Annotated in this window: 23 protein-coding genes; 7 read left to right on the top strand and 16 right to left on the bottom strand. The window is 68.9% G+C overall.

Annotated features, from left to right (window positions below; translation table 11 throughout):
* The first annotated feature begins 12 nt into the window (after positions 1 to 12).
* On the top strand, positions 13 to 714 hold the full coding sequence (locus BSZ36_RS16065; protein WP_094550787.1) for a hypothetical protein: 702 nt from the start codon (positions 13 to 15) through the stop codon (positions 712 to 714).
* A gap of 72 nt (positions 715 to 786) precedes the next feature.
* Here the strand turns inward: BSZ36_RS16065 and BSZ36_RS16060 are convergent, their stop codons facing one another.
* The 3 genes from BSZ36_RS16060 to BSZ36_RS16055 form a co-directional block, all read right to left on the bottom strand.
* Positions 787 to 1,032, bottom strand: coding sequence for a VF530 family protein (locus tag BSZ36_RS16060; protein WP_094550785.1), 246 nt, complete (start codon positions 1,030 to 1,032; stop codon positions 787 to 789).
* A gap of 353 nt (positions 1,033 to 1,385) precedes the next feature.
* Positions 1,386 to 2,288, bottom strand: a complete 903-nt coding sequence (locus BSZ36_RS20165) for a DUF3800 domain-containing protein (protein ID WP_425442688.1) — start codon at positions 2,286 to 2,288, stop codon at positions 1,386 to 1,388.
* A gap of 182 nt (positions 2,289 to 2,470) precedes the next feature.
* A complete protein-coding gene (locus BSZ36_RS16055) occupies positions 2,471 to 5,473 on the bottom strand; it encodes a vitamin B12-dependent ribonucleotide reductase (protein WP_094550783.1) in 3,003 nt (1,000 codons plus the stop codon).
* A 534-nt stretch (positions 5,474 to 6,007) separates the two neighbouring features.
* On the opposite strand from BSZ36_RS16055, the gene BSZ36_RS16050 reads away from it, so the two are divergent.
* The 3 genes from BSZ36_RS16050 (at position 6,008) to BSZ36_RS16040 (ending at position 7,532) form a co-directional block, all read left to right on the top strand.
* Complete coding sequence (locus tag BSZ36_RS16050; RefSeq protein ID WP_094550781.1) at positions 6,008 to 6,391, top strand: co-chaperone GroES; 384 nt, start codon at positions 6,008 to 6,010, stop codon at positions 6,389 to 6,391.
* Positions 6,392 to 6,401: 10 nt separating this feature from the next.
* Positions 6,402 to 6,935, top strand: coding sequence for a DUF1131 family protein (locus BSZ36_RS16045; RefSeq protein ID WP_179271228.1), 534 nt, complete (start codon positions 6,402 to 6,404; stop codon positions 6,933 to 6,935).
* Positions 6,936 to 7,007: 72 nt separating this feature from the next.
* Positions 7,008 to 7,532 carry a hypothetical protein gene (locus BSZ36_RS16040; RefSeq protein WP_094550777.1) on the top strand — a complete coding sequence of 175 codons (525 nt, stop codon included), beginning with the start codon at positions 7,008 to 7,010 and terminating at the stop codon, positions 7,530 to 7,532.
* A 33-nt stretch (positions 7,533 to 7,565) separates the two neighbouring features.
* On the opposite strand, the gene BSZ36_RS16035 is transcribed toward BSZ36_RS16040, so the two are convergent.
* From BSZ36_RS16035 to BSZ36_RS15995, 9 genes are all read right to left on the bottom strand, one after another.
* Positions 7,566 to 8,321 (bottom strand): hypothetical protein, encoded by a 756-nt coding sequence (locus BSZ36_RS16035; protein WP_094550775.1) that lies wholly within the window; start codon positions 8,319 to 8,321, stop codon positions 7,566 to 7,568.
* 135 nt (positions 8,322 to 8,456) lie between these two features.
* The gene (locus BSZ36_RS16030; RefSeq protein ID WP_094550772.1) at positions 8,457 to 11,381 is read right to left on the bottom strand and encodes an FAD-binding and (Fe-S)-binding domain-containing protein; all 2,925 of its coding nucleotides are present in this window, start codon (positions 11,379 to 11,381) and stop codon (positions 8,457 to 8,459) included.
* A 73-nt stretch (positions 11,382 to 11,454) separates the two neighbouring features.
* On the bottom strand, positions 11,455 to 11,760 hold the full coding sequence (locus BSZ36_RS16025; RefSeq protein ID WP_094550770.1) for a GIY-YIG nuclease family protein: 306 nt from the start codon (positions 11,758 to 11,760) through the stop codon (positions 11,455 to 11,457).
* 266 nt (positions 11,761 to 12,026) lie between these two features.
* A complete protein-coding gene (locus BSZ36_RS16020; RefSeq protein ID WP_094550768.1) occupies positions 12,027 to 13,151 on the bottom strand; it encodes an alkene reductase in 1,125 nt (374 codons plus the stop codon).
* A gap of 79 nt (positions 13,152 to 13,230) precedes the next feature.
* Positions 13,231 to 13,881, bottom strand: coding sequence for a peroxiredoxin-like family protein (locus BSZ36_RS16015; protein ID WP_094550766.1), 651 nt, complete (start codon positions 13,879 to 13,881; stop codon positions 13,231 to 13,233).
* An 85-nt stretch (positions 13,882 to 13,966) separates the two neighbouring features.
* Positions 13,967 to 14,494 (bottom strand): DsbA family protein, encoded by a 528-nt coding sequence (locus tag BSZ36_RS16010; RefSeq protein ID WP_094550764.1) that lies wholly within the window; start codon positions 14,492 to 14,494, stop codon positions 13,967 to 13,969.
* 41 nt (positions 14,495 to 14,535) lie between these two features.
* Positions 14,536 to 15,129 (bottom strand): thioredoxin family protein, encoded by a 594-nt coding sequence (locus tag BSZ36_RS16005; protein ID WP_094550762.1) that lies wholly within the window; start codon positions 15,127 to 15,129, stop codon positions 14,536 to 14,538.
* A 148-nt stretch (positions 15,130 to 15,277) separates the two neighbouring features.
* On the bottom strand, positions 15,278 to 16,651 hold the full coding sequence (locus tag BSZ36_RS16000; RefSeq protein WP_094550760.1) for an MBL fold metallo-hydrolase: 1,374 nt from the start codon (positions 16,649 to 16,651) through the stop codon (positions 15,278 to 15,280).
* 159 nt (positions 16,652 to 16,810) lie between these two features.
* Positions 16,811 to 18,412, bottom strand: coding sequence for a S8 family serine peptidase (locus tag BSZ36_RS15995; RefSeq protein ID WP_094550758.1), 1,602 nt, complete (start codon positions 18,410 to 18,412; stop codon positions 16,811 to 16,813).
* A gap of 134 nt (positions 18,413 to 18,546) precedes the next feature.
* Here BSZ36_RS15995 and BSZ36_RS15990 point away from each other — a divergent pair, with 134 nt between their 5' ends.
* The 3 genes from BSZ36_RS15990 to BSZ36_RS15980 all read left to right on the top strand — a co-directional run bounded on the left by BSZ36_RS15990 (position 18,547) and on the right by BSZ36_RS15980 (position 21,930).
* A complete protein-coding gene (locus BSZ36_RS15990) occupies positions 18,547 to 20,034 on the top strand; it encodes a 1-acyl-sn-glycerol-3-phosphate acyltransferase (protein ID WP_094550756.1) in 1,488 nt (495 codons plus the stop codon).
* Positions 20,035 to 20,151: 117 nt separating this feature from the next.
* Positions 20,152 to 20,529, top strand: coding sequence for a PRC-barrel domain-containing protein (locus BSZ36_RS15985; RefSeq protein ID WP_094550754.1), 378 nt, complete (start codon positions 20,152 to 20,154; stop codon positions 20,527 to 20,529).
* Between the two features lie 153 nt (positions 20,530 to 20,682).
* Positions 20,683 to 21,930, top strand: a complete 1,248-nt coding sequence (locus tag BSZ36_RS15980) for an alkaline phosphatase family protein (RefSeq protein WP_094550752.1) — start codon at positions 20,683 to 20,685, stop codon at positions 21,928 to 21,930.
* A gap of 26 nt (positions 21,931 to 21,956) precedes the next feature.
* Here BSZ36_RS15980 and BSZ36_RS15975 read toward each other — a convergent pair whose 3' ends face one another.
* From BSZ36_RS15975 to BSZ36_RS15960, 4 genes are all read right to left on the bottom strand, one after another.
* Positions 21,957 to 22,364, bottom strand: a complete 408-nt coding sequence (locus BSZ36_RS15975; protein ID WP_094550750.1) for a hypothetical protein — start codon at positions 22,362 to 22,364, stop codon at positions 21,957 to 21,959.
* Positions 22,365 to 22,525: 161 nt separating this feature from the next.
* Positions 22,526 to 23,137 (bottom strand): hypothetical protein, encoded by a 612-nt coding sequence (locus BSZ36_RS15970; RefSeq protein WP_094550748.1) that lies wholly within the window; start codon positions 23,135 to 23,137, stop codon positions 22,526 to 22,528.
* Between the two features lie 103 nt (positions 23,138 to 23,240).
* Positions 23,241 to 25,634, bottom strand: coding sequence for a TonB-dependent receptor (locus BSZ36_RS15965; RefSeq protein ID WP_179271227.1), 2,394 nt, complete (start codon positions 25,632 to 25,634; stop codon positions 23,241 to 23,243).
* A gap of 112 nt (positions 25,635 to 25,746) precedes the next feature.
* Positions 25,747 to 26,130 carry a hypothetical protein gene (locus BSZ36_RS15960; protein ID WP_094550744.1) on the bottom strand — a complete coding sequence of 128 codons (384 nt, stop codon included), beginning with the start codon at positions 26,128 to 26,130 and terminating at the stop codon, positions 25,747 to 25,749.
* Positions 26,131 to 26,271 lie beyond the last annotated feature (141 nt).

The raw sequence follows: 26,271 nt of genomic DNA, 5'->3' as shown, positions 1-26,271 counted from the left end.
ACCTCTCGCTTCATGGCCTCCCCCTCTTCTCGCCCTTCGCAGACCCAAGGCGACGGGCACACCAGCCCGGTCCCGTTCCTGACGAGCCCCCGCGTTCTCCGCCGCCTCGGCCCAGAGCCGACCGTTCTGGTGATCGGGTACCCCGCCCCTGCCGCTGTGCGAATCGTGGAACGGCTTCTCGCGACGGACGCTCGCACGGTCGCCTGCGTGGTTTCCCGCGAGCGGTGGGCCGATGCGGAACAGATGCACCGCGGGGCGCAAGAGGCCGGGAGGCTGCGCCTGTTTGAGGGCGCCGCCGCGCTCCCGGGGCTCGGCCTTCCGCACACGGCTTGGCGGATCCTGGACACGACCGACGAGATCTACGGCGTCGCCTCCGCCCGGGAGATCGCGGTCGGGCACATCCAGGACTTCGCCGACGAGTGCCCATTGCTGCGCGAGCTGCACCTGGTGCCCCTCGATGCTTCCGGCCGCTCCACGCCTCCTTCCAAACAGGGAGCACTCCGCCGCATCGCGGGCCTGTTCTCCGGCCTGACCCGGGCGCGCACGTCCTTTTCCAGCCTCGCGTCTGCTTTCGCGCTCGGTGGTGCCGTTGTCGCCTCAGTTGCGCGCGCCGTCGGTCCGTGGAGGGAGCTTCTGGACTTCGACATCGAGACGGCGCTTTCGTGGGAGGACATCGAGCGCGACCTCGCGCCGGGTCTCCGCCCCGCTGTGTGAGCGACGTACGTCGGCTCTCCGATAGCCGTCTGGGCGCGCTGGCCTCTGGCGGCGGACGTGCCGCGTCTGCGTTTATACGCCTCGCGCCCGCCGGGCCTGCTCGCGCAGCATGAAGAGGTAAAGGCTCTCCACCTTCTCCCGTGCCCACGGCGTCTTCCGCAAGAACTTGAGGCTGGATTTGACGCTCGGGTCGTGCGTGAAGCAGCGGATGCGGATCTCCTCACCGAGGCCCTTCCAGCCGAAGTACTCGACGAGCTCCGTGACGATCTGCTCCAGCGTGATGCCGTGGAGCGGGTTGCGGGGTTGGGGGAGTGCCATGCGCTCAGTCTGGGGGGAGGCGGTGCCGCGTGCGGGTACCTGGAATGGTACCGTGGTGCCGCTGGCCCGGGTGCGCGCCCCCGTCGAAATCGCCCATAGTGGGTGCTGACGCCAGAGGCTTCTGGCGGGACACGCTTGCTCTCGCACTGCTTCCTACAGCGTCCTAAAACGTCATCCTGAGCAAGTGGAGCGCGCCGAAGGATCTGTGCCGAGTGTAGTTCTCCGATCCGACCTCTCGCCTCTGGCGGGAGACACCGTCGCACTACAGATCCTTCGGCTGCGGCGCCAGAGGCGCCTCCGCTCAGGATGACAACACGGGCGGGGGTGTGGTGCGGGCCTCTGGCGCCAGAGGCTCACGGCGTTCGGATACCTGATTGGCTGTTCCGTCGTGGAGCATACCCTAAGCCAGAAGGTGTTCGGAATGGCCAGAAGTTGATCGCTGCGTCTTTATGTGTTCGCAGAGTGCTGAGCCCTCTGCCTTCTGTTCTCCTAACACCTCTTGGCTCTAATTCCTCTAGCAGCCTCTCAACAACCTGACGTTTGTAGCGGTCTCCACCCGACAGGCGAGGACTATCGTTTCTCTCGCCCCATAGAGAGGAGGGTCGATTCGCTGAAAACGCCGCCGCCCCTGCGAACAAATCTGCCACTTGAACAAGATTATGGTCTCCTGACTCTGACTCGCGGATCTGGAAACGTTTCGCTTGGCCCAGGCGCTGCCCCAGTTGAAGCCTCTCAGCACAGCTTGCCCAGTCAACTATTGACCCCTTGTCAGGGTACAGAACCCACGATCTGGCATCGATCCACCTGTCAACACACACTCTCCGAATCAAATTTCGAGCCCTGTTATTTGCATTCTGGGCATCGTCCCGCTCGTAGACGCTGTGATACCTGTCCTGTGTATCCCAGTGCAAGATGTCGACACGAATGAGCCCTTGGTCGGCTAGTTCGAAAGCACGCAGTAGGATTCTAGAGGCAGCCTGCGCCTTGGCTTCTCCTCTTACGTACTCGAACTTGGCTTCTCGGCTGGATGGCCAACTTTCAAAGGGATCATGGAAGGCTTCGCGCACCTTGCCAAATGCGCCTAGTCTCATTGAGACTAAAGCAATCGCTCCATGCCTTTCAGCGGTGAGGCAGGACTCGTCAATGAAGCCGTAGTGGCTTGGACCAAGTGACCACTCCTCTAACTGGCTCTCGTTGGTGCTTTTCTGTTTATCGCGCGGAAAAGGCTTGCGGTCCGCGGCTCTCTGTTCTAGCATGGGTGCCCGTTGAGTTACGCGGTCTGAGCTTTCTCCGCCGCCGCGTGATGATTAGGTATGACTACACCCTGGCTGTTGGCGCAGCTGGGGTGTTGTCGTTTATGAGGTTTGTTTCGGGATGTACTGGATTGACAGGTGCTTCATCCGCCTCTGGCGCCAGAGGCAGATGAGCGAGATCTGGATCAGCCGCAGCCGGACGTTGACCCGCAGTTCGGGCAGTTGTAGCAGCTACCCGCCCGGACCGTGATGGACCCGCAGTTGGAGCATGCCGGGCTGTCCTCCTGGTGCTGGAAGGCGCCCAGTTGCCCGCTCGGCTGCGCGGCGTCGCCGCCAGAGGCCAGCACGCCCTCCACAGTCCCGCCGACGTGCGGCGAGGTCTCCGGGGCGAGGGCCGCCTCCGAGATGGCGAAGAGGTCCGCCTGAGACTGGTCCTCCGCCGAGCCGTGCTGCGCGGCCTCTTGCGCGACCGCGTCCGTCGGGTCCTCGGCCTCCTCCGGCTCCGCCAGAGGATCGGCCACCTCCGGCACCTGCAAGAACTTGAGCGAGAGGTAGCGGAAGATGTAGTCCGTGATGGACTTCGCGATGGGGATCTGCGGGTTGTTGGTAAACCCGGACGGCTCGAAGCGGACGTGGCCGAACTTCTGCACGAGGTCCTCCAGCGGCACGCCGTACTGCATGGCGAGCGAGACCGCGGTCGCGAAGCTGTCCATCAGGCCCGCGATCGTGGAGCCCTGCTTCGCCATCGTGATAAAGATCTCGCCGGGCAGACCCGTGGACGGGTAGAGGCCCACGTGGAGGTAGCCCTCGTGGCCCGCCACGGAGAACTTGTGCGTCACGCTCGGGCGCTCGTCGGGCAGGCGCTGGCGGTGAGGGCGGTAGACGATCTTCTCGACCGTCTGCATCACCGGCTCCACGCTCATGCCGTCGCCAGAGGCCTCTGGCGTGGCGGCGACCTCCACGGTCTTGCCGCTCGTGTTGCCTCCCTCCTTGGTGGAGAGCGGCTGGGAGCGCTTGGAGTTCTCGCGGTAGATGGCCACGGCCTTGAGGCCGAGCTTCCAGCTCTGCATGTACGCGTCCGCGATGTCCTCCACCGTCGCCGTCTCCGGGAGGTTGACCGTCTTGGAGATCGCGCCCGAGATGAAGGGCTGAACGGCCGCCATCATGCGGATGTGGCCCATGTGCGAGATGTAACGCTCGCCGTTGAACGCCTTGAAGGCGCAGTCGAAGACGGGCAGGTGCTCGTCGCGGAGACCCGGCGCGCCCTCAATCGTGTCGTTCTCGTCGATGTAGTCCAGGATGACCTGCGCCTCGGCCTGGGTGTAGCCCAGCTTGGCGAGCGCCTCGGGGACCGTCTGGTTGACGATTTTCATCAGCCCCTCGCCCTTGCCGGCGAGCAGCTTGTACTTCACGAGTGCGATGTCGGGCTCGACGCCGGTCGTGTCGCAGTCCATCATGAAGCCGATCGTCCCGGTCGGCGCGAGGACGGTCGCCTGCGCGTTGCGGTAGCCGTGCTTCTCGCCGAGCGCCACCATGCGGTCGGCGGACTCCTGCGCGGCGTCGCGGAGGTACTGCGGGCACGTCGCGCCGATGTCGCCCACCGCGTCGCGGTGCATCCGCATGACCTCCAGCATGGGCTCCTCGTTTTCGGCGTAGCCGTCGAAGGTGCCAATCGCGGGGTTGGACGCGATCTCCGCGCTCCGGGCGTACGCCTCGGAGTGCTCGATCGCCATGAGCGCGGCGGCCACGTCGCGGCCCTCCTCGCTGTCGTACGGCAGGCCCATGCTCATCAGCAGCGCGCCGAGGTTGGCGAAGCCGAGGCCGAGCGGGCGGTACGCGTGGCTGTTCTTCGCGATGTCGGCGGACGGGTAGCCCGCGTTATCGACGAGGATCTCCTGCGCGGTGATAAAGATGCGGGCGGCGGCGCGGTAGCGCTCCACGTCGAACGTGCCGTCCTCCATCTTGAACTTGCGGAGGTTCAGGCTCGCGAGGTTGCAGGCGCTGTCGTCCAAGAACATGTACTCCGAGCACGGGTTGCTGGAGTTGATGCGGCCGTGGTTTTTGCACGTGTGCCACTTCTGGATCGTGTCCTCATACTGCGCGCCGGGGTCGCCGCAGATGTGCGTGCCCTCGGAGATCGCCATGAGGAGTTCCTGGCCATCCACGGTGTCCACGGTCTCGCCAGAGGTCACCGCCTTCAGCTCGTAGACCTCACCCGCGTCGGCGGCCTGCATCAGCGCGTCGTCCAGGCGAACGCTCTGGTTCACGTTCTGGAAGTCGACCGAGCCGTAGGCGTCGCCGTTGAAGGAGCCGTCGTAGCCCTGCTCGATAAGGGCCCAGGCCTTTTTCTCCTCCACCTGCTTGGCGCGGACGAACTCCAGAATGTCCGGGTGCCAGGACTTCAGCGTCTGCATGATGGCCGCGCGGCGCGTCTTGCCGCCGGACTTGATCGTGCCGCCGGTCGCGTCCTGCACCTTCATAAAGGAGACGGGGCCGGAAGGCTGTCCGCCGCCGCTCAGCTTCTCGTGCGAGGAGCGGAGCTTGCTCCAGTCCGCGCCCACGCCGGAGCCGAACTTGAAGAGGCGGGCGCTCTCGCCCATCAGCTTCCAGATGTCGTCCACCGAGTCGTCCACGGAGATGATGAAGCAGGCCGAGGCCTGTGGCCGCTCGTACGGGTCCACCGCGACGACCTCGCCCTTCTCCTCGTCCCAGCCGTAGATCTTCTTGCCCCCGGAATCGACGACGCCGTACTGGTGGTGCAGGCCGACGTTGAACCAGACCGGCGAGTTGAAGGCGCCGACCTGGTGGGTGCAGAGCCACGTGAGCTCGTCGTAGAACGTGTCGGCGTCCTTCTGGCTCGCGAAGTAGTTCTGCTCGTGGCCCCAGTCCGTGATGGTGCGCGTCACGCGGTGGACGAGCTGCTTGAGGCTGTACTCGCGCTGCCCGTCGGCGGGCGTGCCGTTGCCGTCCTCGGTGTCGCCGTAGAAGTACTTGCTCGCCACGACGTTGACCGCCAGCGGGCTCCACGCCTCGGGAAACTCGACGTCCTTCTGCTCGAAGATGGCCTCGCCGGTGTGGTTCTTGATCGCGGCGGTGCGGCGCTCCCAGGCAACGGAATCAAAGGGGTGCTCGCCCTCCGTAGAAAAAACGCGGTCGATGGTCAGGCCGCTGGCGGTGTCTGCGGACATATTCGCAGGTGGGGATGGGTGGGGGGTATCAGAAGGACCGGGGAGGCATCCCAGCAGCGCGCGCGCCGTGGTTCCGACGTCTCGGTACCGGTCGCCCCGCAGATGGCGTCGAAGTCAGGAGGGTGCGCGTGCAGGACCGTGTCCTGTGTGTGCCGCCATCCGGGCCACATCGTGGGCCGCTTGCGAGGGACACTTACAGTACGACGTGAAGTAAACCGGGACAACGCTGAGGTGTCCACGGCTTGTCCACACCGTGGGCATGTTTCGCCGGTGTAACTATCCACATTCGCGCGTCTCGCCAGAGGCCCCAAAAGCGGGCTAGGGAACCCGTAGCCGGGTCCGTTATGCAAGGTTGCGAACACCTGCGCCACAGTGTTGACAACCCCTCCATATCCTACGATGCAGGGTTAGACACAGGGCCATTTGGCTTCACGACCCCATAACGGACGCTCAAAACAGATGACCGTTATGCAGAACCATCGGTTTACGCCAGGCCTCTGGCGCCCCTAGCTTACCGTCTCTCCCCTCTGAGCCGTGCCGTCGTTCGAGTCCTTTCACGTCGTTGGAGATCGGGTCCTGATCCGCCCCGAGCGGGGCGAGGCGCGGACCGAGGCGGGGTTGATCTTGCCCGCCAGCGTCCGGGCGAAAGACGCAGTCGAAGGGGGCCGCATCGTCAAGGTGGGGCCGGGCCACCTCACGGCGAACCCGGAGTACTCCGACGCGGAGCCGTGGGCGCCCGCGCGCGACGCCGTACGCTACCTCCCGCTTCAGGCGTTCGCGGGGGACTATGCCCTCTTCCTCCGCAACGACGCCATTGAGATCGAGTACGATGGGGAGACGTTTCTCATCCTGCCTCATGGCTCGCTTCTGGCGCTCGTGCGCCCCACCCACCCGGAGGACGCGGACGACTTCGCGTAGCGCCGCGCTGGTGGCGCTTCTGCTCCTGGCGGGGTGCGGTACGGAGGCCCCCGCGGCCTCTGGCGAGGAGCCTCTGCTGACCATCAGCGAACGCGGGGCGGGGACGATCACGGCAGATACGGAGTTCTCGCCAGAGGCCCTGCGCGAGGCGCTCCCCGAGGGGTTCGAGATCGAGACGGGGCGCCTGGACCTGCCGGGCGACACCATCCCGATCCTGTACGCGTTCTCCGACGGGCACATGATCCTGGAGGTCTTCCCGGACCGCTCGCGCCAGAGGATCCGCCGCATCGACGCCTCGAGCGAGTGGGTGGCCGGGCCCGAGGGCGCCCGAGCCGGGGCGCGGTTTGCAGACGTGGGCGGCCGGCGCATGGCGTGCGTGCCCGGGACCGCAGACCTCGCCGGGCGCGCGCTCTGCACGCCGCGCGAGGGCGGGCCCGTCCGCTACGTCTTCGCGCACGGCGCCGAGACCGCCAGAGGCGAGCTGCCAGGCCGCGACGTGCTCGCTCAGTCCATCTTGGAGCGGATCGTGTGGATGGCACCGTAGGGGCACGGCCGTTGGCCTCTGGCGCCCGCCGGATAGAGGACTAGGTTTGGCATCAACTTCCACACCTATTCGATGCGTTTCGTCCTTCTCGCCGCTCTCCTCCTCCCGCTGGCCTCTGGCGCGCAAGACGCGACGGCGCTTACGAGCAAGGGCAACCTCCTCATCGGGGGCAGCGCCAGCCTCACGGTCTCGGAGTACTTCACGTCCTACGGGGTCAGCCCTCGGGTCGGCGTCTTCCTCGCTGATGGAGTGGCGGTAGGCGCTCGCGTCAGCGCGACCCGTGCGACGTTCGGGAGCCAGGCGCCACGGGCGTCCCTGACCCAGCTCACTGCGGAGCCGTTCGTGAGCTACTACTTCGCCTCGCCAGAGGCGTCGGTTCAGCCGTTCGTGTCGGCGGCGGCGGGCGCCTTCCACGCGCGCTCAGACGGATCTGAAACGTCGACCGGGTACACTGCCGAGGCGGCCGCTGGTGCGATGCTCCGCCTGGGTCCCAACGTGGGGCTAACGGGCGAGGCGTATTACCTCCACGGGTTCAACGACTTTATTGAGCATCAGGGCGGGCTCCGTGGCGGCATCGCCGTCTTTCTCGGCCGCTGAGCCTCTAGCGCTTGGAACGCCCACGTCAGGAGCCTACGCGCGCCGCACGAAGCGGACGATCTCGCGCAGGTGCTCCACGAACTGCCGGTCTTCGGTAACCGTCGCGAGAGCCGATCGGTACTCCTTCTCCAGACGCGAATGCTCGTCCGCGTTGGTCGTGCTCAGAACGCCGACCCGCTCGGAGAGCCGGTTGTGCTTGACTGTTACGTCGCGCAGACGGTCGACGAGCGTGGACGCCCACGACTCCTCCGTGAGGTCCAGCATGGACTCCAGCGACACGAGCCTCTGGCGCAATTCGACAACGTCCTCGCGCGGGTGGTGCACTTCCTTGCGGAACGTGTACAGCCGTTCCGCGAGGTACGCGTACGCGCGAGCACCGGGCCGGACAAACGTCAGCGCGACCGCGACCGCGGAGGCGGGGTACCCGACCGCGCTCCATCCAGCAGCGGCGACGGCGTACAGAGCGGCCGCGGACGAGACGTGTAAGACCAGCGCTACGGCGAGCGAGAGCCGAGAGAGGCGGCGCACGTCGGAGAGCCGCGAGGCGTCGACTGCGATCCCGAGCGACTGGCTTTCCTCCGCGTCACGGATCGCTGCCTGAGCATCGAACCGCACGTTCCAGGGAACGGTCGTGACGAGGAGGAGCCACCAGACGCTCACGAGCCCGACGCCCCAGTCGAGCAAATCACCACGGGGAATCCCGAGAAGGTGGAGCGCGGCGAGGACGGCGAGCCCGAGAAGAGTGACGAAGGCGACAGCGCGCAAGTAGCGCCCAAAGCTGAGTGTCATGGCGAAAGCGGTTTGTTGACATCGTCAACATATGGACGGATGTTGACACTGTCAACAAGCGGTGTTCACCTTGTGCGTCCGCTGCTTTCGCACGTCACCCGGCGGGTCTGAGCCGCGCCTCTGGCGCCAGGGGTCCTACCGCTTGAGTGCCGAAGCGAGCGCCTGCGCCGGGTGCACCGCCGTGCGGCCCGTCACGTGCTCGATCTGGTGGCGGCAGCTCGTGCCCGCCGCCACGATGACGGTCTCGCCAGAGGCCGCGCGGACCGCGGGCGCCAGCCGGTCCTCGGCGACCGCGCGGCTGACCTCGGCGTGGTCCTTCTCGTAGCCGAAGCCGCCCGCCAGACCGCAGCAGCCCGCGCCCGAGCCTCTGGCGTCGAAGCCTGCGGCGCGGAGGGTCGCCAGAGGCGCGTCCATGCCGGAGAGGGCCTTCTGGTGGCAGTGGCCGTGGACGAGCGCCTGGGCGGGAGCACCGTCTCCGCTAGCGTGCTCCCACGTCAGGCCCGCGAGGGTTTCGGCGCGCGACTCAGCCCATTCCTCGAACAGCATCGACTGCTTCGCGATAAGGAGAGCACGCGGGTCGCCGAGAAGCAGCGCGGGCAGTTCGTCGCGAAGGGTGAGCAGGCACGAGGGCTCCAGCCCGACGATCAACACGCCCTTTTCGGCCTCTGGCGCGAGGGCATCGGCCAGTTTGTGGGCCTGGGCTTCGGCTTTGCTCAGGTAGCCTTCCGACAGGTAGGTGCGTCCGCAGCAGATGTCGGGCGCCACGCCGACGCGCTCGCCAGCGGCGCGGAGCACGCGGACGGCAGCGCGCGCGATCTCCGGCTCCATCGTGCGCGCGAAGGTGTCGGCGTAGAGGAGAACGGTCGGGTTGGGGTCGTTGGCTTCGCTCGTCTTGAACGGCCGGGAGGTAAACGGTGGCAGGTCGCGCTCGGGGTCGAGGCCGAGGGCGCCGCGCGTCTTGCGCGCAGGCCAACTCGCGGCGGCGGCGTTCGCGATCGGCGCCAGAGGCCCGGCGGTCTTGCGCGCCATCTCGGGGAGCATCGCCAAGAGTCGCGTGCGTGCGGGCGGCGTCTCGGTTTTCCACCGCTCGTTGAGCCACGCCGTTTTGAGGCGGCTCATGTCCACGCCCGCCGGGCACTCGCTTTTGCAGGCCTTGCACGAGAGGCACAGGTCCATCGCCTGCTCCACTTCGGGCGCGTTGAGGCCAGAGAACCCGCCGGTCAGCGCCTCGCGGAGCGTGTTCGCGCGGCCTCGCGTGGAGTCGCGTTCCTCGCGGGTGGCCATAAAGCTCGGGCACATCGTGCCCACGTCGGTCTTGCGGCAAACCGCGGAGCCGTTACAGGCTTCTACCGCTTCCACGAATCCGATGTCGCGTCCCTCGGCGTCGGGGAACGCGATGGGTATCGCCAGAGGCCGCGGACTGTAGTCGGGGCCGATGCGGAGGTCGTCGGTGAGGGGCTTGGCGTCGACGATCTTGTGCGGGTTGAGCAGGCCTCTGGCGTCGAAGGCGCGCTTGGTGGCGGCGTAGGCGGCGTAGAGGCCGGGCGAGTAGAAGTACTCCGCGAGGGCGCCTCTGGCGCGTCCGTCGCCGTGCTCGCTCGCGATGGTCCCGCCGTACTTGCGCGCTAGGTCGGCCGAGGCGCGCGCGATGCGGTCCATGGCCTCCACCTGCGGCCTCTGGCGGAGGTCGAGAAAGGGGCGGACGTGCAGGCAGCCCGCGCTCGCGTGGGCGTACATGACGGCCTCCACGTTGTCGGCTTCCATCGCGGCCTCCAGCTCGCGGATGTACGCCGAGAGGTGCTCGACCGGGACCGCGGCGTCTTCGATGATGGCGGCGGCCTGGACCGGCAATCGCGCGCTCATCGCGAGGCCGAGCCCCACCTTGCGGACGGCCCACACGTCTTCGATCTGCGCGTCTTCGAGCGCGTGCGTGATGACGGCGCCCGGGCCGAGGTGCTTGCCGAGCCGCTGCATCCCGTCGTCCACCGCCAGAGGCGACTCGCCGTCGTACTCCACGAAGAGAAGCGCGCCGGGCAGGCTGCCGTCCGAGTTGCGCTGCACGAAGTGGAGCTTGGGCGCGTACTCCGTCACGTCCTGCGCGCGGCGCAGCGCCACGCGGTCGAAGAGTTCGACGCTCGCCGGGCCTGTTTCCATGATGCCCTCGACGGCTTCCAGCGCGGCGTGGCGCGACGGGAAGTGGACGACTGCGAGGCCGCTGTGCGCGGGCTTCTCGGTCAGGCCGACCGTGATCGAGGTCGTGAAGCCCAGCGTGCCCTCAGCGCCGCAGAGCAGCTGCGCGAGGTTGCGCGTGCCGTCCCACGGCCGTCCGGGGCCTCTGGCGACCTCGGGCGCCTCCATCAGCCGCTCCAACCGGTAGCCGCCCGCGCGGCGCCAGTGGCGCGGCGTGTCGTGTCGGATGGCCTGCTCGTGGACGCCCAGAAGCGCGCCGACGCGGCGGTAGATCTCGCCTTCTAAGCCTCTGGCGCCAGAGGCATGGTCCCAGGCCTCGGGCGAGAGCGCGCGGAACGTGACGAGCGATCCGTCCGCCAGAAGCACGTCGGCGGACTCGACCCAGTCGACCGTGCTGCCGTACTGGATGGAGTGCGTGCCGGTCGCATTCGTGCCGACCATCCCGCCGAGCGTGGCGCGGTTGGAACTCGCGGGGTCCGGCCCGAACCGCAGCCCGTGGGCGCCAGAGGCTCGGTTCAGGTTGTCGAGCACGACGCCGGGCTGAACCGTCGCGGTCTTTGCCTCGGGGTCGAGCGCGGTGATCCGGTTGAGGTGCTTCGTCGTGTCGATGACGAGCGCGGCGCCGACGGCGGAGCCGGCGAGGCTGGAGCCCGAGCCTCGCGGCAGGACCGGGATGCCGAAGCGCGCGGCCTCTTCCAGCGCGGCCTGCACGTCGTCCGTGTGGCGCGGGATAAGCGCGCCGATGGGCATCTCGCGGTAGAGGCTGGCGTCGGTCGCGTAGAGCGCTTTCGAAAGCGCGTCTAAACGGAGGTCGCCCTTGATCCGTGGGCGAAGGGCGGCGGCGAAGTCGTCGAGGCGTTCGGTCTCCATGCCGAAGTCTACCGCCTCTGGCGGGGGCCGGGCGCGCCAGAAGCGGGGTAGAGTTGACCTCTGGCGCCAGAGGCTACCGGGCCGCTGGCGAGGAGGGCGCGAGGTCTAGCCATCCCGCGCTGTGAGACTCGATCAGGCGGGTTTTCTTTTCCCGCCGCCATGCTTTGATCTCCCTCTCGCGCTGGATCGCATCGCGGACGTTGCGGTGCTCCTCGAAATGGACGAGGCGGTGGATCTTGTACCGCCTCGTAAAGGCGGAGCCGACGCCAGCGCGATGCTCCTCGACACGCCGCGCGAGATCGTTTGTGACGCCGGTGTAGAGCCGGCGCGACTGGCTCGCGAGGATGTAGACCCAGTACTGATGATCGCGGGTGGGCATGTCCTGAACCTACCTCGGCATAGCCCGCCTGCACGGCCCCCCACACTGTCATCCCGAACGGACGTGAGGGATCTAGCCGCGTCCGACTCCTGCGTGCCGAAGGCCACGGATCATTCTGCGAGTAGATCCCTCGTCGCTCCGCTTCCCTCGGGATGACAGAAGCGAGGTCAGTGCTCGCCCCAAACGCCTCTGGCGCAGCAGCCACGCACAACAGAGCCTCTGGCGACCGGGTCGCCAGAGGCTCGACTGCTGCGGAGCGGCAGAGGCTAGGCGGCCTCCTCGGCCTCCAGAACACCGACGCCGTCCCAGATCGGGTAGTCGGTGTAGCCCTCGGCGCCACCGCCGTAGAACGTGCTCTGGTCCGGCTCGTTGAGCGGGGCGTCCAGGCCGGCGGCCTGCGCCGCGAAGCGGATGGGCAGGTCTGGGTTGGCGAGGAAGGGACGTCCGTACGCGACGAGGTCGGCGTTGCCGCTTTCGAGCTCGGCTTCGCCAGAGGCCCGGTCGTAGCCCGCGTTGGCAATCACCGCGCCGTCGAAGTTGTCGCGCATGAGCTTCACCACGTCGAGGTCGCCGTTCTCGCCCGTGTTGCCGGAGTGCGTGTTGGGGCGCACGCCGTGTACGTAGACCAGCCCGGCATCGCGCATCCGGCGCGTGGCGGCGGCAAACGTCTCGGCGGGGTTGGCGTCGTGCACGCCGTTGGTGCCCAGTCCGAACGAGAAGCGGATGCCGACGCGGTCGGCGGGCCAGACGGACAGGACGGCCTCGGTCACCTCGTCCAGGAAGCGCAGGCGGTTCTCCAGCGAGCCGCCGTAGGCGTCGGTCCGCTCGTTGGAGCCGGTGGACAGGAATTGCTCGATGAGGTAGCCGTTGGCGGCGTGGATCTCGACGCCGTCGAACCCGGCCTCTTGCGCGCGGCGCGCGCCCTCGCGGTAGGCCTCGACGGTTTCGGCGATCTCCTCTGGCGTGAGCGCGTGCGGCGTCTCGAAGTCCACGAACTCGAAGCTCGGCGTCATCGCCTTGCCCGTCGCCGCCAGAGGCGAGGGCGCGACCGGGAGGTCGCCGCCGTGGTAGGACGAGTGCGAGACGCGGCCGACGTGCCAGAGCTGGAGGAAGATGCGCCCACCAGCCGCGTGGACCGTGTCGGTGACCTTTTTCCAGGCCTCCACCTGCGCGTCGTTGTGGATGCCCGGCGTGTCCGGGTAGCCCTGGCCGCGGGGCGTCACCTGCGTCGCCTCGGCGATGAGCAGGCCGCCAGAGGCGCGCTGCGCGTAGTAGGTCGGCGCGAGGTCGTTGGGGACCGTCTCCGCGTGGCGGCTCCGCGTGAGCGGGGCGAGCACCATGCGGTTGGGGAGCGTGAGCGGACCGAGGTCGAACGGTGTGAGGAGCGTCATGTCAGTAAGGGCAGTAGAAACAGAAAGCGGCCTCTGGCGACGCGGGGCGCGCCAGAGGCCGGGAGATCAGGCGGGGCGGTCAGGCCGCGACGGCCTGGAGCGACGCGAGCACCTCGGAGGGCTCGGCGCGCTTCGTGTAGTCGGCGTCGACGAACGCGTAGCGGATCGTGCCGTCGGGGTCGATCACGTAGGTCGCGGGCAGCGGCAGGTCGCCAGAGGCGTCGCCGTTGGAGCCTGCGACGTCGAGCCCGAACTGGTCGTAGGCGGCCACGAGATCGGCCGGGAGCGTGTGGACGAGCCCGAACTGGCGCGCGACGGCGTTGCCCTCGTCGCTCAGGACGGTGAACGTGAGGTCCTTCTTCTCCTGCGTCGTCAGGCTCGCGTCCGGCGTCTGCGGCGAGACCGCGACGAGCGTGGCGCCTGCGGCTTCGATCTCGGGCAGCAACGCCTGGTACGCCCGGAGCTCCAGGTTGCAGTACGGGCACCAGCCGCCGCGGTAAAACGTGAGGATGACGGGGCCGCTGGCGAGAACGTCGGAGAGGGCGACCGTCTCGCCAGAGGCGTTGGGCAGCGAGAACGTGGGCGCGGAGTCACCGACGGTGAGCGCGGAGTCGGCGAGGCCGCTGGCGCGGACGGCGTCGGTGGCGCGGTCCATGACGGCGAGCGTGTCGGCGTCGATGCGGGCGCGGCCGGCGTCGTTGGACGCTTTGAGATCCTGGCGGAGAGACATGTCAGAGGGGGGTGTTGTAGCGTCACAACCCCGGCCCTGAAATATTTGTTTCAACAACAAAATACGAGCCTCTGGCGCCAGAGGCCTACTCCCCCTCTTTCAGCGGCTTGATGACCCGCTCGACGAGCGCGTCCTCCACGTCGTCGTCCTGGTAGAGCTCGCCGTCGATGAACAGCGAGAGCGTGGAGCGCACGCCTGCGCGCACGCCGCCCCGCTTTTGCGCGAGGATAGAGGTCTTGCCCTCTTCCTCCTGCACGGCCTGATCCACAGCCTCGCGGTCCGCGCCGATCGCCTCCGCGTGCTCTCCGAGTTGCGCGGGGCGGAGCGCGAGTTGGTTGGCGTACAACCGGTCGTGGTACGCCCAGAAGGCCTCCTCGCCCCCAGTCCGCGCCACGGCCTCGGCGGCGATGGCTGCGTTGAGCGCGTGCGGGTGGTACTTCAGCGGGAAGTGCCGAAAGACCACCCGCAGGTCGTCCGGAAACGCCTCGCGCATCTCCTGTGCGATCTGGTGGATCTGAAGCCCGAAGGGGCACTCGAAATCACCGTACTGGACAAGCGTAATGCGAGCGTCCTCGGGGCCTCTGGCGTGGTCGTCGGGCGTAACGGGGGACATGGGGCGGTAGAGAGGTCTGGGGGAGCGCCGGGCGCCAGTGGCTATCCGACGTGCTGCGTGCCGCTGGCGTGCTCGATCATCGTCACGATCTCGTGGAGCGTGGTCTGCGCCTTGTCGCGGGCGTACCACTTGCGGACTTCCTTGTAGCGCTCCTCCTTTTCCAGCTCCATGCCGGCGGTCTTGACCCACGCCTGGAGATCGGCCGGGCGCGAGCCCCACCACGCGCGCTCGTTGTAGTCGGCGTCGAGCAGGATCACGACGGGGATGGAGCGGGCCGTGCCGCCGGTGAGGTGCTCGTCCATGAGGTCGAGGTTCTCGTCGCGCTCCAGCAGGCGGAGCTCCAAGTTCTCCGTCTGCGCCGCGAGGCGTGCGACGGCCGGGATCGTGTTGGCGGCGTCTCCGCACCAATCTGCGGAGAGCACGAGGAGCTTCCAGGTCCCCGCGACGCCAGAGGCGCGCTCTTGCAAGCCGTCGCTGATCTTGGCGCGCGTCCAGACGGAGGTCCAGACGCCCTCGTTCTCTTCTGCGGTGGGCAGGAAGTCCTCGAAGGAGACGCCCCGTTCCCAGTCGGCGGAGCGGTCGCGGCCGTTGAGGAGGGGGTCAAAGTGGGTGGTGCTGGCGAGAGTCGCTGGCATAACGGGTAGGAGTTGTTTGCCGCTCCTACGACGCACACACCCCCGGGTTCGTGAGGGCGCCAGAGGCCTCTGGCGAGGTGGCCTCTGGCGCAAATCGCGTGGTGCTCGGCCCGCCTCGCGCGACGCCGGGCAAGAACTCGGGCGCCGTCTAGACCTCGATCTCCTCGCCCTGAGCGGGAATGATCACCTTCACGTCCGGGTGGAAGTACAGGATATTGTCCTTTATCCACTCCTTTGCCGCGGTCTCGCCGTGCACCAACACGACCGTCTCCGGCTTCGTCTTCTCGACGATGGAGACTAAGTCGCGGCGGTGCGCGTGGCCGGAGAACCGGAAGCGCTCCACGTCGGCGCGGATCGTCTGGGGCCCCTGGAGTTCGTCGAGCGTGATCGGCTCGCCAGCGGCGGCCTTTTCCTGAAGCAGCGCGCCGGGGGAGTCCTCCTTGCTGTAGCCGACGAAGAACACGCCGTTCTTCTCGTTGCTGATCATCATCCGCGCGAGCGAGTGCGAGGGCGTCCGCTCGAAGAGCATGCCGCTGGTGACGACGAAGATGCCGCCCTCCTTAATCGCCTCCATCGTTTTGGCGTCGCTCCGCGGCAGGCGCTTCTGCTCCACGCCGTAGACCTCGAAGTCGGGGTCGAGGCGGGGCGTCGTCTCGCGGGTGTCGTCGTAGATGGCGGAGATGCCGCGCATGCTGCCGACGGTGTAGACCGGCGTGTCGTCGGGGATGAGGCCGCGGTTCTTGAACCGGCCGATCATCGCGAGGACGTCCTGGCTGCGCCCGAGCGCGAAGACGGGCACGAGCGCCGAGCCGCCTCTGGCGATCACGCGCGCGATGGAGGCGCCGAACATCGTCTCCTGCTCTTTCCGCGTCGTCTCCTCAGCCTCGGGGTCGGCGCCGAGCGTCGTTTCGAGGAAGAGCACGTCGAGCGGCCCCTCGGGGTAGTCCGCAGGCTGGAGGATGGTTTGCGGCTGGACGCTCGTGTCGGCGGTGTAGAACGCGCGGCGGTGGCGACCGTCGTCCTCGCCTTCGATCAGCACGCCGACGGCGCCGAGCACGTGGCCGGCGTGGTAGAAGCGGCCCGTCACGGGCTTCTCGCCCTCAAGCGAGAAGTCGGTATCGAGGTTGTGGAGCTCGTAGAGGTAGCTCAGCGACTCCGCCTGGTCCTGGTCGAAGACCGGGTGCGCCGTCGTGGAGCCCTCCTTGAGGCGCCGGCGCTGCAGCCGCGCCGACGAGGGGAGGATCATGTCGGCCAGCATCGCGGTCGGCTTCGACATGTGGATCGTCACGTGCGGCTCCTTCTGCACGAGGACCGGCAGCGCTCCGAGGTGGTCGTGGTGCGCGTGCGTGATGATGGCGTGGTCCAGCTCGCGCTCCTTGAGGAGCTCGAACGGCGGGACGGCGGCGTAGCCGTCCTCGTTGGGGTCCATCCCGGCGTCGAGGACGATGCCGGTGCCTCCAAAGTCGATGTAGTGACAGGAGGCGGAGATGTCGGCGGTGTCGCCGAGGGAGAGATATCGCATAGAAGATGTTCGTCTACAGCGATGGTAGCCGCGCCAGAGGCCTGCGTTTCTTCGGAATGCGTGAGTACGGCGCGGACGGCCTCTGGCGCTGAGGCAGGCGGTAGAGGGCCCGCACGGCGCCTCTCCCCCGCCCCACACTGCCGCCAGAGGCCTCTGGCGCTACCGCACGATCACGAGCCGTTGCGCCGGCAGCGCGCCGCCCTCGGGCCACACGAAGTAGAGACCAGAGGGCAGGTCCGGCGCGAGGACGGTCTGGCGGCCTCTGGCGCCGGCGGGGATCTCCGCCACGCGGCGGCCCAGCACGTCGAGCACGGCCAGCGCCAGAGGCTCGGGCGTGTCCACGGTCAGCGGCGAGCCCGCTCGCACGGGCGAGGGGCCGACGCGCCAGAGGCTCTCTGGCGGGGTTTCCAACGCGGTCGCGACGGCGAGGGCGGCGGGGCCGTTGACGACGCCCCAGCCCATCAGGTTGTCCGGCGCGGAGGCCTGGCTGGCCGTACTGCGGAGCGCCTCGCGGACCTGGATCGGCGTCAGGCTGGGCCGGGCCTGTAGAAGCTGCGCGACGACGCCGGTCACGAGCGGGGCGGAGTAGGACGTGCCCTGACCCGTCGTGGAATACGCGCCGCCACGGGTCGCGGTGACCATGTTGGTGCCCTGGGCCATCACGTCGGGCTTGATGCGGCCGTCGGCGGTGGGGCCGGTGGAGGAGAACGTGGCGCGGATGCCGCCGGGGCGCGTCGCGCCGACCGTGATGACCGAGTCGGCGTCGGCGGGCGCGGTGATGTACTGCCACGCGCTGTTGCCCTCGTTGCCCGCGCTCGTCACGATGACGACGCCGCGAGAGGCCGCGGCATCGGCGGCGCGCGTCACGAGCGTCGTGTTGCCGTCCATGTCGGCGTAGGTGAAGTCGCCCTCGCCGGCGTCGAAGGTGCTGTAGCCCAGCGAGATATTGACCACGTCCACGCCCTGCGCCTCCAGCCACTCCAGCCCGGCCACGAAGTTGTCCTCCTCGGCGTGCGTCTCCGTCGGCGCGTACTCGGTCGTCGCGGCGAGAACGCGCGCGCCTCTGGCGGGGCCGAGAAGCATCCCCTCAGCCCCGCCGAGTGTGATGGAGGAGACCGCGAGGCCGTGGAAGCTGCTCTGCTGCCGCGGGCCGGTAAAGTCCTCGACGCCCGCAAGCCGGCCACTTACGCCGATGTGCGTGAGCGCGGGGTGGTCGAAGTCGTACAGCGTGTCCAGAAAGCCGACCGTCACGCCTGTCCCGTCGTAGCCGGCGTCCAGGAGCCGGTCTGCGCCGACGCTCGCGAGCTGGGCCAGCGACGGCCCCGCTTTGGGCATCGCGCCCCACGGCGCCAGAGGCGCGGTCATGGACACAAACGCCAGAGGCTCGGCCAGAGGCGCCCGGTCCGCTTCAGCGGGCACGAAGCGGCCCACGGGCCGCACCTCGCGCACGAACGGCAGCGCCGCCACCGCCGCGCGCTGCTCCGCCGTAAGCGCCGCGCTGACCGCGCCCAGCCACCGGCTTTCCACGAGCGGCACGACGCCGTGCGCCAACAGCTCGGCGCGGGCCTCTGGCGCGAGCGTCCGGTCCGACGGCGCGGCCGTGCCGCGGAGCGCGCGCCGCGCGGCGGCCTCTGGCGAGGGCGCCGGAGCCGCGACGGTCTCCCCGACCACGATCCAGTAGCGCGCCGCCTCTTGCGCGGACGCGGAGACACCGACGAGGGAAAAGAGCGCGAGCGCGCACGCGAGGCGAAGGGGGGACATCAGACGGAGAAGGCAGAAATGGAGAGCTCGAACGTACGCCGCGCCGCGTCTGTCTCCACGCGGCGCGCGGACTCCGTACACGCAACGTCGGGCAGCGCCAGAGGCCTCTGGCGCCGCCGTCGCTACCATCCGGGATGCCGACTCCGCTGACCCGCACCTACACCCTCGTCCGCGGCGCCGTCCGCTGGATGCTGCGCCTCTTCTTCCGCGAGATCGCCGTCGAGGGCCGCGAGCACATCCCGGCCGACCGCGGCGGGCTGCTCGTGGCGTGGCACCCCAACGGCGTGATCGACGCGGGCCTGATGCTGGCGGCGTTCCCCGGCCACGTCGTCTTCGGCGCGCGCGATGGCCTCTTGCGGTGGCCGATTCTGGGCAACATGATGCGCGCCGCCGGGACCGTCCCGATCTACCGAGCCCAGGACCAGAAGGGCATGAGCGAGGCCGACCGCCGCGCCGCCAACCAGCGGAGCCTGGACGCGCTCGCGGGCGCCGTTGCGGGCGGCTCCTTTTCCGCGCTCTTCCCCGAGGGCCAGAGCCACGACGCGCCGCACGTCACGCCGGTCAAGAGCGGCGCCGCGCGGATCTTTCTCCGCGCCCATGACCTCGCCTCTGGCGCGGCGCCCGCGCTCCCGGCGCCAGAGGCAGGCTCTTTCACGGCGCCACCCGTCATCATCCCCGTCGGCCTCCACTACGACGACAAGGCCGTTTTCCGCTCCGACGTGCTCGTCGTCTTCCACCCGCCGCTGGCGCTTTCGCCAGAGGCCCTCGCGGACCCGCACGTGCTCAGCGCGGAGATCGAGCGCGCCCTGGTGCGCGTGGTGCACGCGACGGAGGACTGGGACCTCCACCGCGCCATGATCCGCGCGTCCTCGCTTATGCGCGCCGAGATGGCGGCCCGCGACGGCCGCCTCGCCGAGCCCGCGACGATCGCCGAGCGGCACCTGGACTTCGAGGTGATGTGGACCAGCTACCACGCGCGCCTGGACACGCACCCCGCAGAGATCGAGGCCCTACGCCGCGACGTAGCGGCCTACCGGCGAAAGATGCGCCTGCTCGGCATGAACGACGCCGACTTGGACCGTCCGGGACGCTCGGGCGTCTTCCAGATCGCGTGGGCGTTGCTACAGGCCGCCATCGCTTACCTCGTGTTGCGACCGCTCTTCCTGCTCGGCTTCCTCGTGAGCGGGCCGCCGTATTGGGCGCTCAAGCCTCTAGCGAGAAAGGTGGCGACCGCCGAGAAGGACAAGGCGACGATCAAGCTTCTCGGCGGGCTCGTGCTGTTCCCGCTGGCGTGGATCACGGCCTCCGTCGTGGCGGCGTTCGCCTACGGCCCGCTGCGCCGGATCGCGCCGTGGTTGCCCGATTGGCCGATCGGCGTGATCGGTGCGCTCGCGTTCGTGCTGTGCGTGGCCGGCGCCGTCGTCGCGCTCCGCTCGGCGGAGCTGACTCTGGAGACGTGGCGCACGGTGCGCGCGCGCATGGCCCGGCGCATGGAGTCCGAGCGCGTGGACGCGCTCCGGCGCCAGAGGGCGGACCTGCACGACCGCCTCGTCGCGCTCGCGCAGGGGCTGCCGGCCGTGGAGCGCATCGAAGGTGCCAAAGCGCCGCCAGAGGCCGTGTGAAGGGATCTTGCTCCGGACTCCACACGCAGTTGACAACTATTCCGGCGCAATCCCATTGAACATATTGAGCAGCAGGAAATACTGCTCATTCATTTCTGAACACATCCCCTCTACTCCATGTTGACTCTCTCAACTACATCCCTTATCGGAACCGACGTTCGCAACAACGCAGGCGAAACGCTCGGCGACATCAAGGACTTCATGCTCGACGTCGATAACGGCCGCGTCCTCTACGCCGTCCTCGACTTCGGCGGCTTTCTCGGCATCGGCGACAAGTATTTCGCCGTCCCCCTTGAGGCCTTCCGAGCCGACACGCAGAGCGAGAAGCTCGTGCTCGATATGGACAAGGCCCGTCTCGAGAACGCGCCCGGCTTCGACAAGAACAACTGGCCAGCGACCGCTAACGACACGTTCGTCGAGTCCGTCTACGACTTCTACGGTCAGCGCGAGGCGTGGACCCGCTCGACGCAGACGCGCCAGACCGTTCTCAACTAGAGGACTCTCTCGACCCTTCCGCCTCTGGCGGATTCCCGCCGCCCGGACTCACCCCCCGGGCGGCGGTTTTGTATGTGGCCTCTGGCGCAACGCTGAGGCGATACACGAGGCCAGGCGCGCGGCGATCTTGCAGGTCCACCGCCAGAGGCTTCTATGCGCACCCCGTCGTTCCTGCTCGTCGTCCTTCTCCTCGCCGGGTGCGCCTCCGGCGGCGCGCCACAGATGGCGCCAGAGGCCTCGGGCGAGCGCACGCCGCTCATCCTGATTTCGGTCGACGGGATGCGGCACGACTACCTCGACCGCGAGGACGCGAGCACGCCGACGTTCGACGCGCTCGTGGCCTCTGGCGTGCGGGCCGAGCGGCTAATCCCCTCGTACCCGACCAAGACGTTCCCCAACCACTACACGCTCGTGACCGGCCTGCACCCGGCCGAGCACGGCATCGTGGGCAACACGATTCTGGACCCGGACATGGGCGACTCGCGCGGCGACTCGGCGCGCTTCTCGCTGGGCAACCGCGAGGCGGTCACCGACGGGCGCTGGTGGGGCGGTGAGCCCATCTGGGTGACGGCCGAGAACGCGGGGATCCGCACGGGCACGGTCTCGTGGCCGGGTTCGGAGGCCGAGATCATGGGCGTGCGCCCGACCAACTGGATGGTCTACGACGGCGACCTGTCCTACGACGCGCGCGTCGACAGCGCGCTTGGGTGGGTCGGCGCGGGCGCGGGCTTCGTGACGCTCTACTTCGAGGGCGTGGACACGCAGGGCCACCGCAACGGGCCGCTGGCGCCCGAGACGGCGCGCGCGCTCGAAGACGTGGACGCCGCGCTCGCGCGGCTCGTCGCGGGCCTCCGCCAGAGGCAGATTGACGCCGACATCGTGATCGTGAGCGACCACGGCATGGCCGACATGGCGCCCGAGCGGCGCGTCGTGCTGGACGACGTGATCGACCTGGAGACCGAGACGGCGTACGTGATCTGGGGCGAGGCCGCTGGCATCTGGCCCGCGCTGGGCGCCGACGTGGACGACATGGTCGCGCGGATCGACGCGATGGACCACGTGAGCGCGTGGCACCGCGACGACGTGCCCGAGCGCTACCGCTTCCGCGGCAGCCGCCGCATTCCGCCCATCGTGATCGACCCCGAGGAGGGCTGGACGGTGACGAGCCGGGACTACGTGGAGCGCTACCCGGACCGCCCCAACGGCGGCGCGCACGGGTTCGACAACGCGCTCCTGTCCATGCACGGCGTCTTTCTCGCCAGCGGCCCGCACTTCCGCGCAGGCACGATGACCGCGCCTCTGGCGTCCGTCGACGTGTACGACATCCTCGCGCGCGCCCTCGGCGTGACGCCAGCAGCCAACAGCGGCGACCCGGCCGTGGCCGACCGCGTGCTTCGGTAGGCGCCTCTGGCGACCTCGCGCAGGGCCTACAACCCGACGCGGAGGGCGACCGTCGCGCCGCCATCAGGACGCGGCAAGACCGTGAGTTGGCTGCGCCTGTTGGCGCGCCGCGCCGCATTCGGCGCGTCGATGATGCCGTAGAGCCAGAGCACGCCCGCTGTGCCCAGCCCAACGCCGAAGCGCGTGCCGTGCGTGGTGTAGTAGCCGCGGTCCGGCACGTTCCGAGTCAGATCATCGATTTCCGTCGCGGCCACCGCCAGCCCTACAACGGCACCGGCCAGCAGGACGGCGCCCTTAACGGTCTCGCCAGCGTAGAACTGCCCGCCACCGGGGGCCATAAACGAGTACAGCTGGGCGCGGACCGGCTCTTTGGGCGATTGGGCGGCGGCGCCAGAGGCGAGGAGCAGAGACAGAGCGAGGAGCAGACAACGCATGTGAGCGAGGAGGGGTGTACCTGCTCACGCAGGAACAACGGCCCAAACCGATCACGGCGCGCGCGGCCTCTGGCGCCGAGGGGCCGCCTCCCCGGCGACCCGACACATTGCGGCCTCTGGCGCGCGGGGCGCCAGAGGCCGAAACGGACAGTATTTCCGGGTTAGCGGGCTGTCATCGGAGCCGCGAAGGAGACGGGGAACGCGATGTCCACGTCGATCTCGTCGCTCGTGGCGGTGCTGCTCGTCTTCGGCGCGTCGTCGAAGTGGTAGAGCACGGCGCTCATCGTGCCCGAGCCGCTGGCGCCAGAGGCGACGGCCGCGCGGAACGTGAGGCCGACCGCGAAGTCGCCGCCGTTCTCGTCCGCGGAGCCGTAGTCGCTCTCGGAGTCGGTCAGCGTGATCGTGCCGCCAGAGGCGGGCGCGAAGGCGTAGCGGAAGAGGTGCTCCTCGGCTTCCTCCTCAATCTCCTCCGTGATGCTCTCGTTGTTGATCGTGTCGCGGAGGTCGATGGTGCCGTTGTAGGTGGCGCCGGGACGCAGCGTGATGCTGGACGGCGAGAACGTCAGGCCCGCTCCGTCGCCGTCGGGGTCGGAGGCGGTGATCGTGACGGAGTCGGACGCGTCGTCAGCGTTGGTCAGCGTGATCGCGACCTGGGTGATGAGCTCTTCTTCGCCTGCGCCGTCGACATCCGGCTCGCCGGAATCGCAAGCGGTGAGGCTGAGGCCGAGCAAAACGGCGAGCGCGGCGGCGCTGCGGAAACGGGTCGTAAACATGAGGGTGGGGTGGAGTGTGGCCGCCAGAGGCGAGGCAGAGCCTGCTCGTCGGCTGACGACCGGGAAAGCGGCGCGGACCGAGTGCCCACGCCGAGTCGGGTGTCTAGCCGAGCGGGATCGAGACGCGGAGGGATGCGCCCAGGCCTGGCTCATCGACGAAGTAGCGGAAGCGGCTCAGCGCGTCGCGGTAGCGCACGTCGAACAGGTTGTCGACGCGGAGCTGGACGCGGAGCGGGGTGGCGCCCCACGGGAGCGTGCCGCCCACGCGGAGGCCGGTCAGCGTGTAGGCGGGCGGGTACGGCGCCGCGAGAAAGGCGCCCGTCTGCACGCGGGTCTGCCGCGCGACGTGCTCCACGTCGATCTCGGCAAAGACGCCTCTGGCGCCAAAGAGGCGCTCGGCTGTCATGCGGACATGGCCGCCCACGCGGTTGGAGGGCACGCCGTAGAGCGGGCCGCCGAGGTCGAGGTTGTCGGCGCGGAGAAGCGAGGTCTTGGCGCCGAGGTCGAGCCACGCCAGAGGCCGAACCTCTACCGTCGCGTCGATGCCCGCCAGCCGCGCGTCGGTGTGGGTCGTCTCGAACGTGGGGAAGGTGCCACGGATGGTCACCGTCGGCTCCGGCCGCTCCAGCGCGTAGACGTAGCCGTAGATGTGGTTGACGTAGGCGCTCACCTCGCCAGAGGCCCAGTCGCTCTCGTGGCGGAGCGTCGTGCTCACGTCCAGGCTGCGCTCTACGCCTAGGTCGGGGTCGCCGATCTCGAACTGCGCCGTGCCGTGGTGCACGCCAAAGGAGTACAGTTCGCTGATGTTGGGCGGGCGCCACGCGCTGCCCACGTTTGCGGCCACGCTCCACCGCTCGCCAAGGGAGAGCAGCCCGCCCGCGACGGCCGCGCCGCCGACGAACGTGCGCCGCACGTCGCCGTACTCGCGCAGCGTGCGGTCGTAGGGGTAGGCGCGCTGCGTCCGGGCGTCCAGCCGCACGCCGGCGTCGAAGGACAGCGCGCCAGAGGCGATGTAGCTGCCGTGGGCGAAGAGGCCCGCGTCGAAGGCGCGGTAGTTGGGGACGAGCGAGCCGCTGGCGCTGTTCTCGTTGAGTTGCGTCCGCCCCTGCACGCCGATGGAGAGGCGCGCGCGGTCGGAGAGGTTGGGCTCCACCTTGAGGTCGAGCGACTGGGTGAGCAGCGAGAGGTCGAACGAAGGCCGGGCGCCGAGCGCGGCGAGGGAGTCGCTATAGGGCCGGTGCGCGTCGAACTCCTGCCGCCGGTTGTTCTGCACCGCGTACTGCGCATCGATGTGGTGGCCGTCGCCAAACGTGGTGTGCCCATGGAGGCTCGCCACGTCGTGCGTGACAACCTGCTTGGGCGCCTCGATGTCGTAGGAAAACGCGTAGTCCCAATCCGGGTCCGGCCCGCCTCTGGCAATGATCTCCTCCAGGTTGCGGGCGTTGCCGAAGTGCGAGCCTTTGTAGATGCCCAACTCGGTCGCGAAGCGTCGCAGGTGGCCGTCAATCTCCAGCGGGCCCTTTGTGTACCCGAGCGTGAGGTGCCCCGAGGCCTCGGCAAAGGCCGAGTTGCGGATCACGAAGTCTGGCGAGCGCGCGTCACCCGCACGCCGCGCCGAACCCTGGAGCCGCCACGCGAAGCCCGGCAGGGCCTCTGGCGCGCCGTCGAGCTCGAGCGAGCCCGCGCCCTGGCCGCTGTTGGAAAACGCCTGGAGCGAGACGTGCCCGCCGACGCCCGGCGTGCTCGGCAGATCCTCGTCGTCCAGACGCACGACGCCCCCGATGGCGCCCGCGCCGAACTCGACGCCAGCGGCCCCCTTGATGACTTGGATGCGGGAGGCCGAGAACGGGTCGATCTCCGGCGCGTGCTCGCCGCCCCACTGCTGGCCCTCCTGCCGCACGCCGTTCTCCAGAATCACGATGCGGTCCGAATGGAGTCCGCGCACGACGGGCTTCGAGATCGTCGGGCCGGTCGAAAGCGTGGTCACGCCGTTGAGGTTCGCGAGCGTCTCACCAAGCGTCTGCCCGCGGAGGTCGTCCAGTTCCACGCCGTCGAGGACGCCCACGGCGCGGGTGTCGCGGCCCAGGGCCTCTTGCGCCGCGCTCACGCTTACCACCACCTCGCCCAGCAACGCCGCGTCATCGCTCAGGGACACGTCGAGCGTGGCGTCTCCCGAGCGGAGATCGACCGTTCGCGAGACCTCGCGGTACCCGACAAACGAGACCACGACGGTCGCGGTGTCGCGTGGGAGGCCGAGAAGGCGGAAGCGGCCGTCCGGGTCGGTCGCCGCGCCGCGGTCCAGCGCGGGCAGGCGCACCGTGGCGCCTGGAAGCGGCTCGCCAGAGGCGGCATCGGTGACGGTGCCACTCAGAGCAGCACCCGGTTGAGGGGTGCCCGTTTGCTGAGCGGAGGCGGGAACGGCGAGGAGGACCAGCGCGAGGCTGAAGGTCCAGAACGAGGCGGAGCGGTGCGCTCGGCCCCAGGTCGTGAGTAACACGGCAGGCAGGATCGACAAGGAGAGGCGCCCGGCGAGAGCCGGGACATCGGTCACTCAGCGCCAGAGGCCCAGGAGGGCGCACGGCGCGAGCGCTCCCGCACACGCGGGAGTCCTAGCCGATGGGGGGCGCCCTCGCGCCTGCACCCCAGGCGGCCTGCATGCGGACCACATCCGCATAGGCCGAGAACGCGTCGTGCTCGGCCTCGGGGGCCAGGCCGCGATCCAGCGTCAGGTCGGCGGCGGCCGAGAGCCCACTACACACGGCGCAGTCCACATCGTTCGGCAAGGGCGGGCACGGAGCCTCCGCCAGAGGCGTGGTCCTGGCCTCTGGCGCGAGGTGCGCCACCTCGTCGCCGTGGTGTGCATCCTGGTGCGCGTCGCGCTCTTCCTGCGTCTCCATCGCGTGCGCCACGCGGTGCACCGACGGCAGCACCACACCACCCACCGCCAGCACGGCGAGGAGGACGGAGGCGAGGACCGTTCGGAAAGCGACCAACCGAGGCGGGGCGGAGATGCGAGCGGGAAGGTAAACGTGTCTCGGCCGGTTGTGTTGCCGTCGGCGCCAGCGGCCTCTGGCGCTGACGACCGCCCTTGCGCCCGGCGCCACCCCACGGCCCGGCGTTTTATCGCCCGCGCC

Source organism: Rubricoccus marinus, assembly GCF_002257665.1.
In the GTDB taxonomy this organism is placed as follows: domain Bacteria; phylum Bacteroidota; class Rhodothermia; order Rhodothermales; family Rubricoccaceae; genus Rubricoccus; species Rubricoccus marinus.
The sequence above is the reverse complement of the archived record's forward strand: the minus strand, read 5'-3'. Positions and strand labels throughout refer to the sequence as shown.

Coding starts and splice junctions, on each gene's coding strand:
- BSZ36_RS16065 (WP_094550787.1), top strand. CDS start 13: ATGGCCTCCCCCTCTTCTCGCCCTTCGCAGACCCAAGGCGACGGGCAC.
- BSZ36_RS16060 (WP_094550785.1), bottom strand. CDS start 1,032: ATGGCACTCCCCCAACCCCGCAACCCGCTCCACGGCATCACGCTGGAG.
- BSZ36_RS20165 (WP_425442688.1), bottom strand. CDS start 2,288: ATGCTAGAACAGAGAGCCGCGGACCGCAAGCCTTTTCCGCGCGATAAA.
- BSZ36_RS16055 (WP_094550783.1), bottom strand. CDS start 5,473: ATGTCCGCAGACACCGCCAGCGGCCTGACCATCGACCGCGTTTTTTCT.
- BSZ36_RS16040 (WP_094550777.1), top strand. CDS start 7,008: ATGCGTTTCGTCCTTCTCGCCGCTCTCCTCCTCCCGCTGGCCTCTGGC.
- BSZ36_RS16035 (WP_094550775.1), bottom strand. CDS start 8,321: ATGACACTCAGCTTTGGGCGCTACTTGCGCGCTGTCGCCTTCGTCACT.
- BSZ36_RS16030 (WP_094550772.1), bottom strand. CDS start 11,381: ATGGAGACCGAACGCCTCGACGACTTCGCCGCCGCCCTTCGCCCACGG.
- BSZ36_RS16025 (WP_094550770.1), bottom strand. CDS start 11,760: ATGCCCACCCGCGATCATCAGTACTGGGTCTACATCCTCGCGAGCCAG.
- BSZ36_RS16020 (WP_094550768.1), bottom strand. CDS start 13,151: ATGACGCTCCTCACACCGTTCGACCTCGGTCCGCTCACGCTCCCCAAC.
- BSZ36_RS16015 (WP_094550766.1), bottom strand. CDS start 13,881: ATGTCTCTCCGCCAGGATCTCAAAGCGTCCAACGACGCCGGCCGCGCC.
- BSZ36_RS16010 (WP_094550764.1), bottom strand. CDS start 14,494: ATGTCCCCCGTTACGCCCGACGACCACGCCAGAGGCCCCGAGGACGCT.
- BSZ36_RS16005 (WP_094550762.1), bottom strand. CDS start 15,129: ATGCCAGCGACTCTCGCCAGCACCACCCACTTTGACCCCCTCCTCAAC.
- BSZ36_RS16000 (WP_094550760.1), bottom strand. CDS start 16,651: ATGCGATATCTCTCCCTCGGCGACACCGCCGACATCTCCGCCTCCTGT.
- BSZ36_RS15995 (WP_094550758.1), bottom strand. CDS start 18,412: ATGTCCCCCCTTCGCCTCGCGTGCGCGCTCGCGCTCTTTTCCCTCGTC.
- BSZ36_RS15990 (WP_094550756.1), top strand. CDS start 18,547: ATGCCGACTCCGCTGACCCGCACCTACACCCTCGTCCGCGGCGCCGTC.
- BSZ36_RS15985 (WP_094550754.1), top strand. CDS start 20,152: ATGTTGACTCTCTCAACTACATCCCTTATCGGAACCGACGTTCGCAAC.
- BSZ36_RS15980 (WP_094550752.1), top strand. CDS start 20,683: ATGCGCACCCCGTCGTTCCTGCTCGTCGTCCTTCTCCTCGCCGGGTGC.
- BSZ36_RS15975 (WP_094550750.1), bottom strand. CDS start 22,364: ATGCGTTGTCTGCTCCTCGCTCTGTCTCTGCTCCTCGCCTCTGGCGCC.
- BSZ36_RS15970 (WP_094550748.1), bottom strand. CDS start 23,137: ATGTTTACGACCCGTTTCCGCAGCGCCGCCGCGCTCGCCGTTTTGCTC.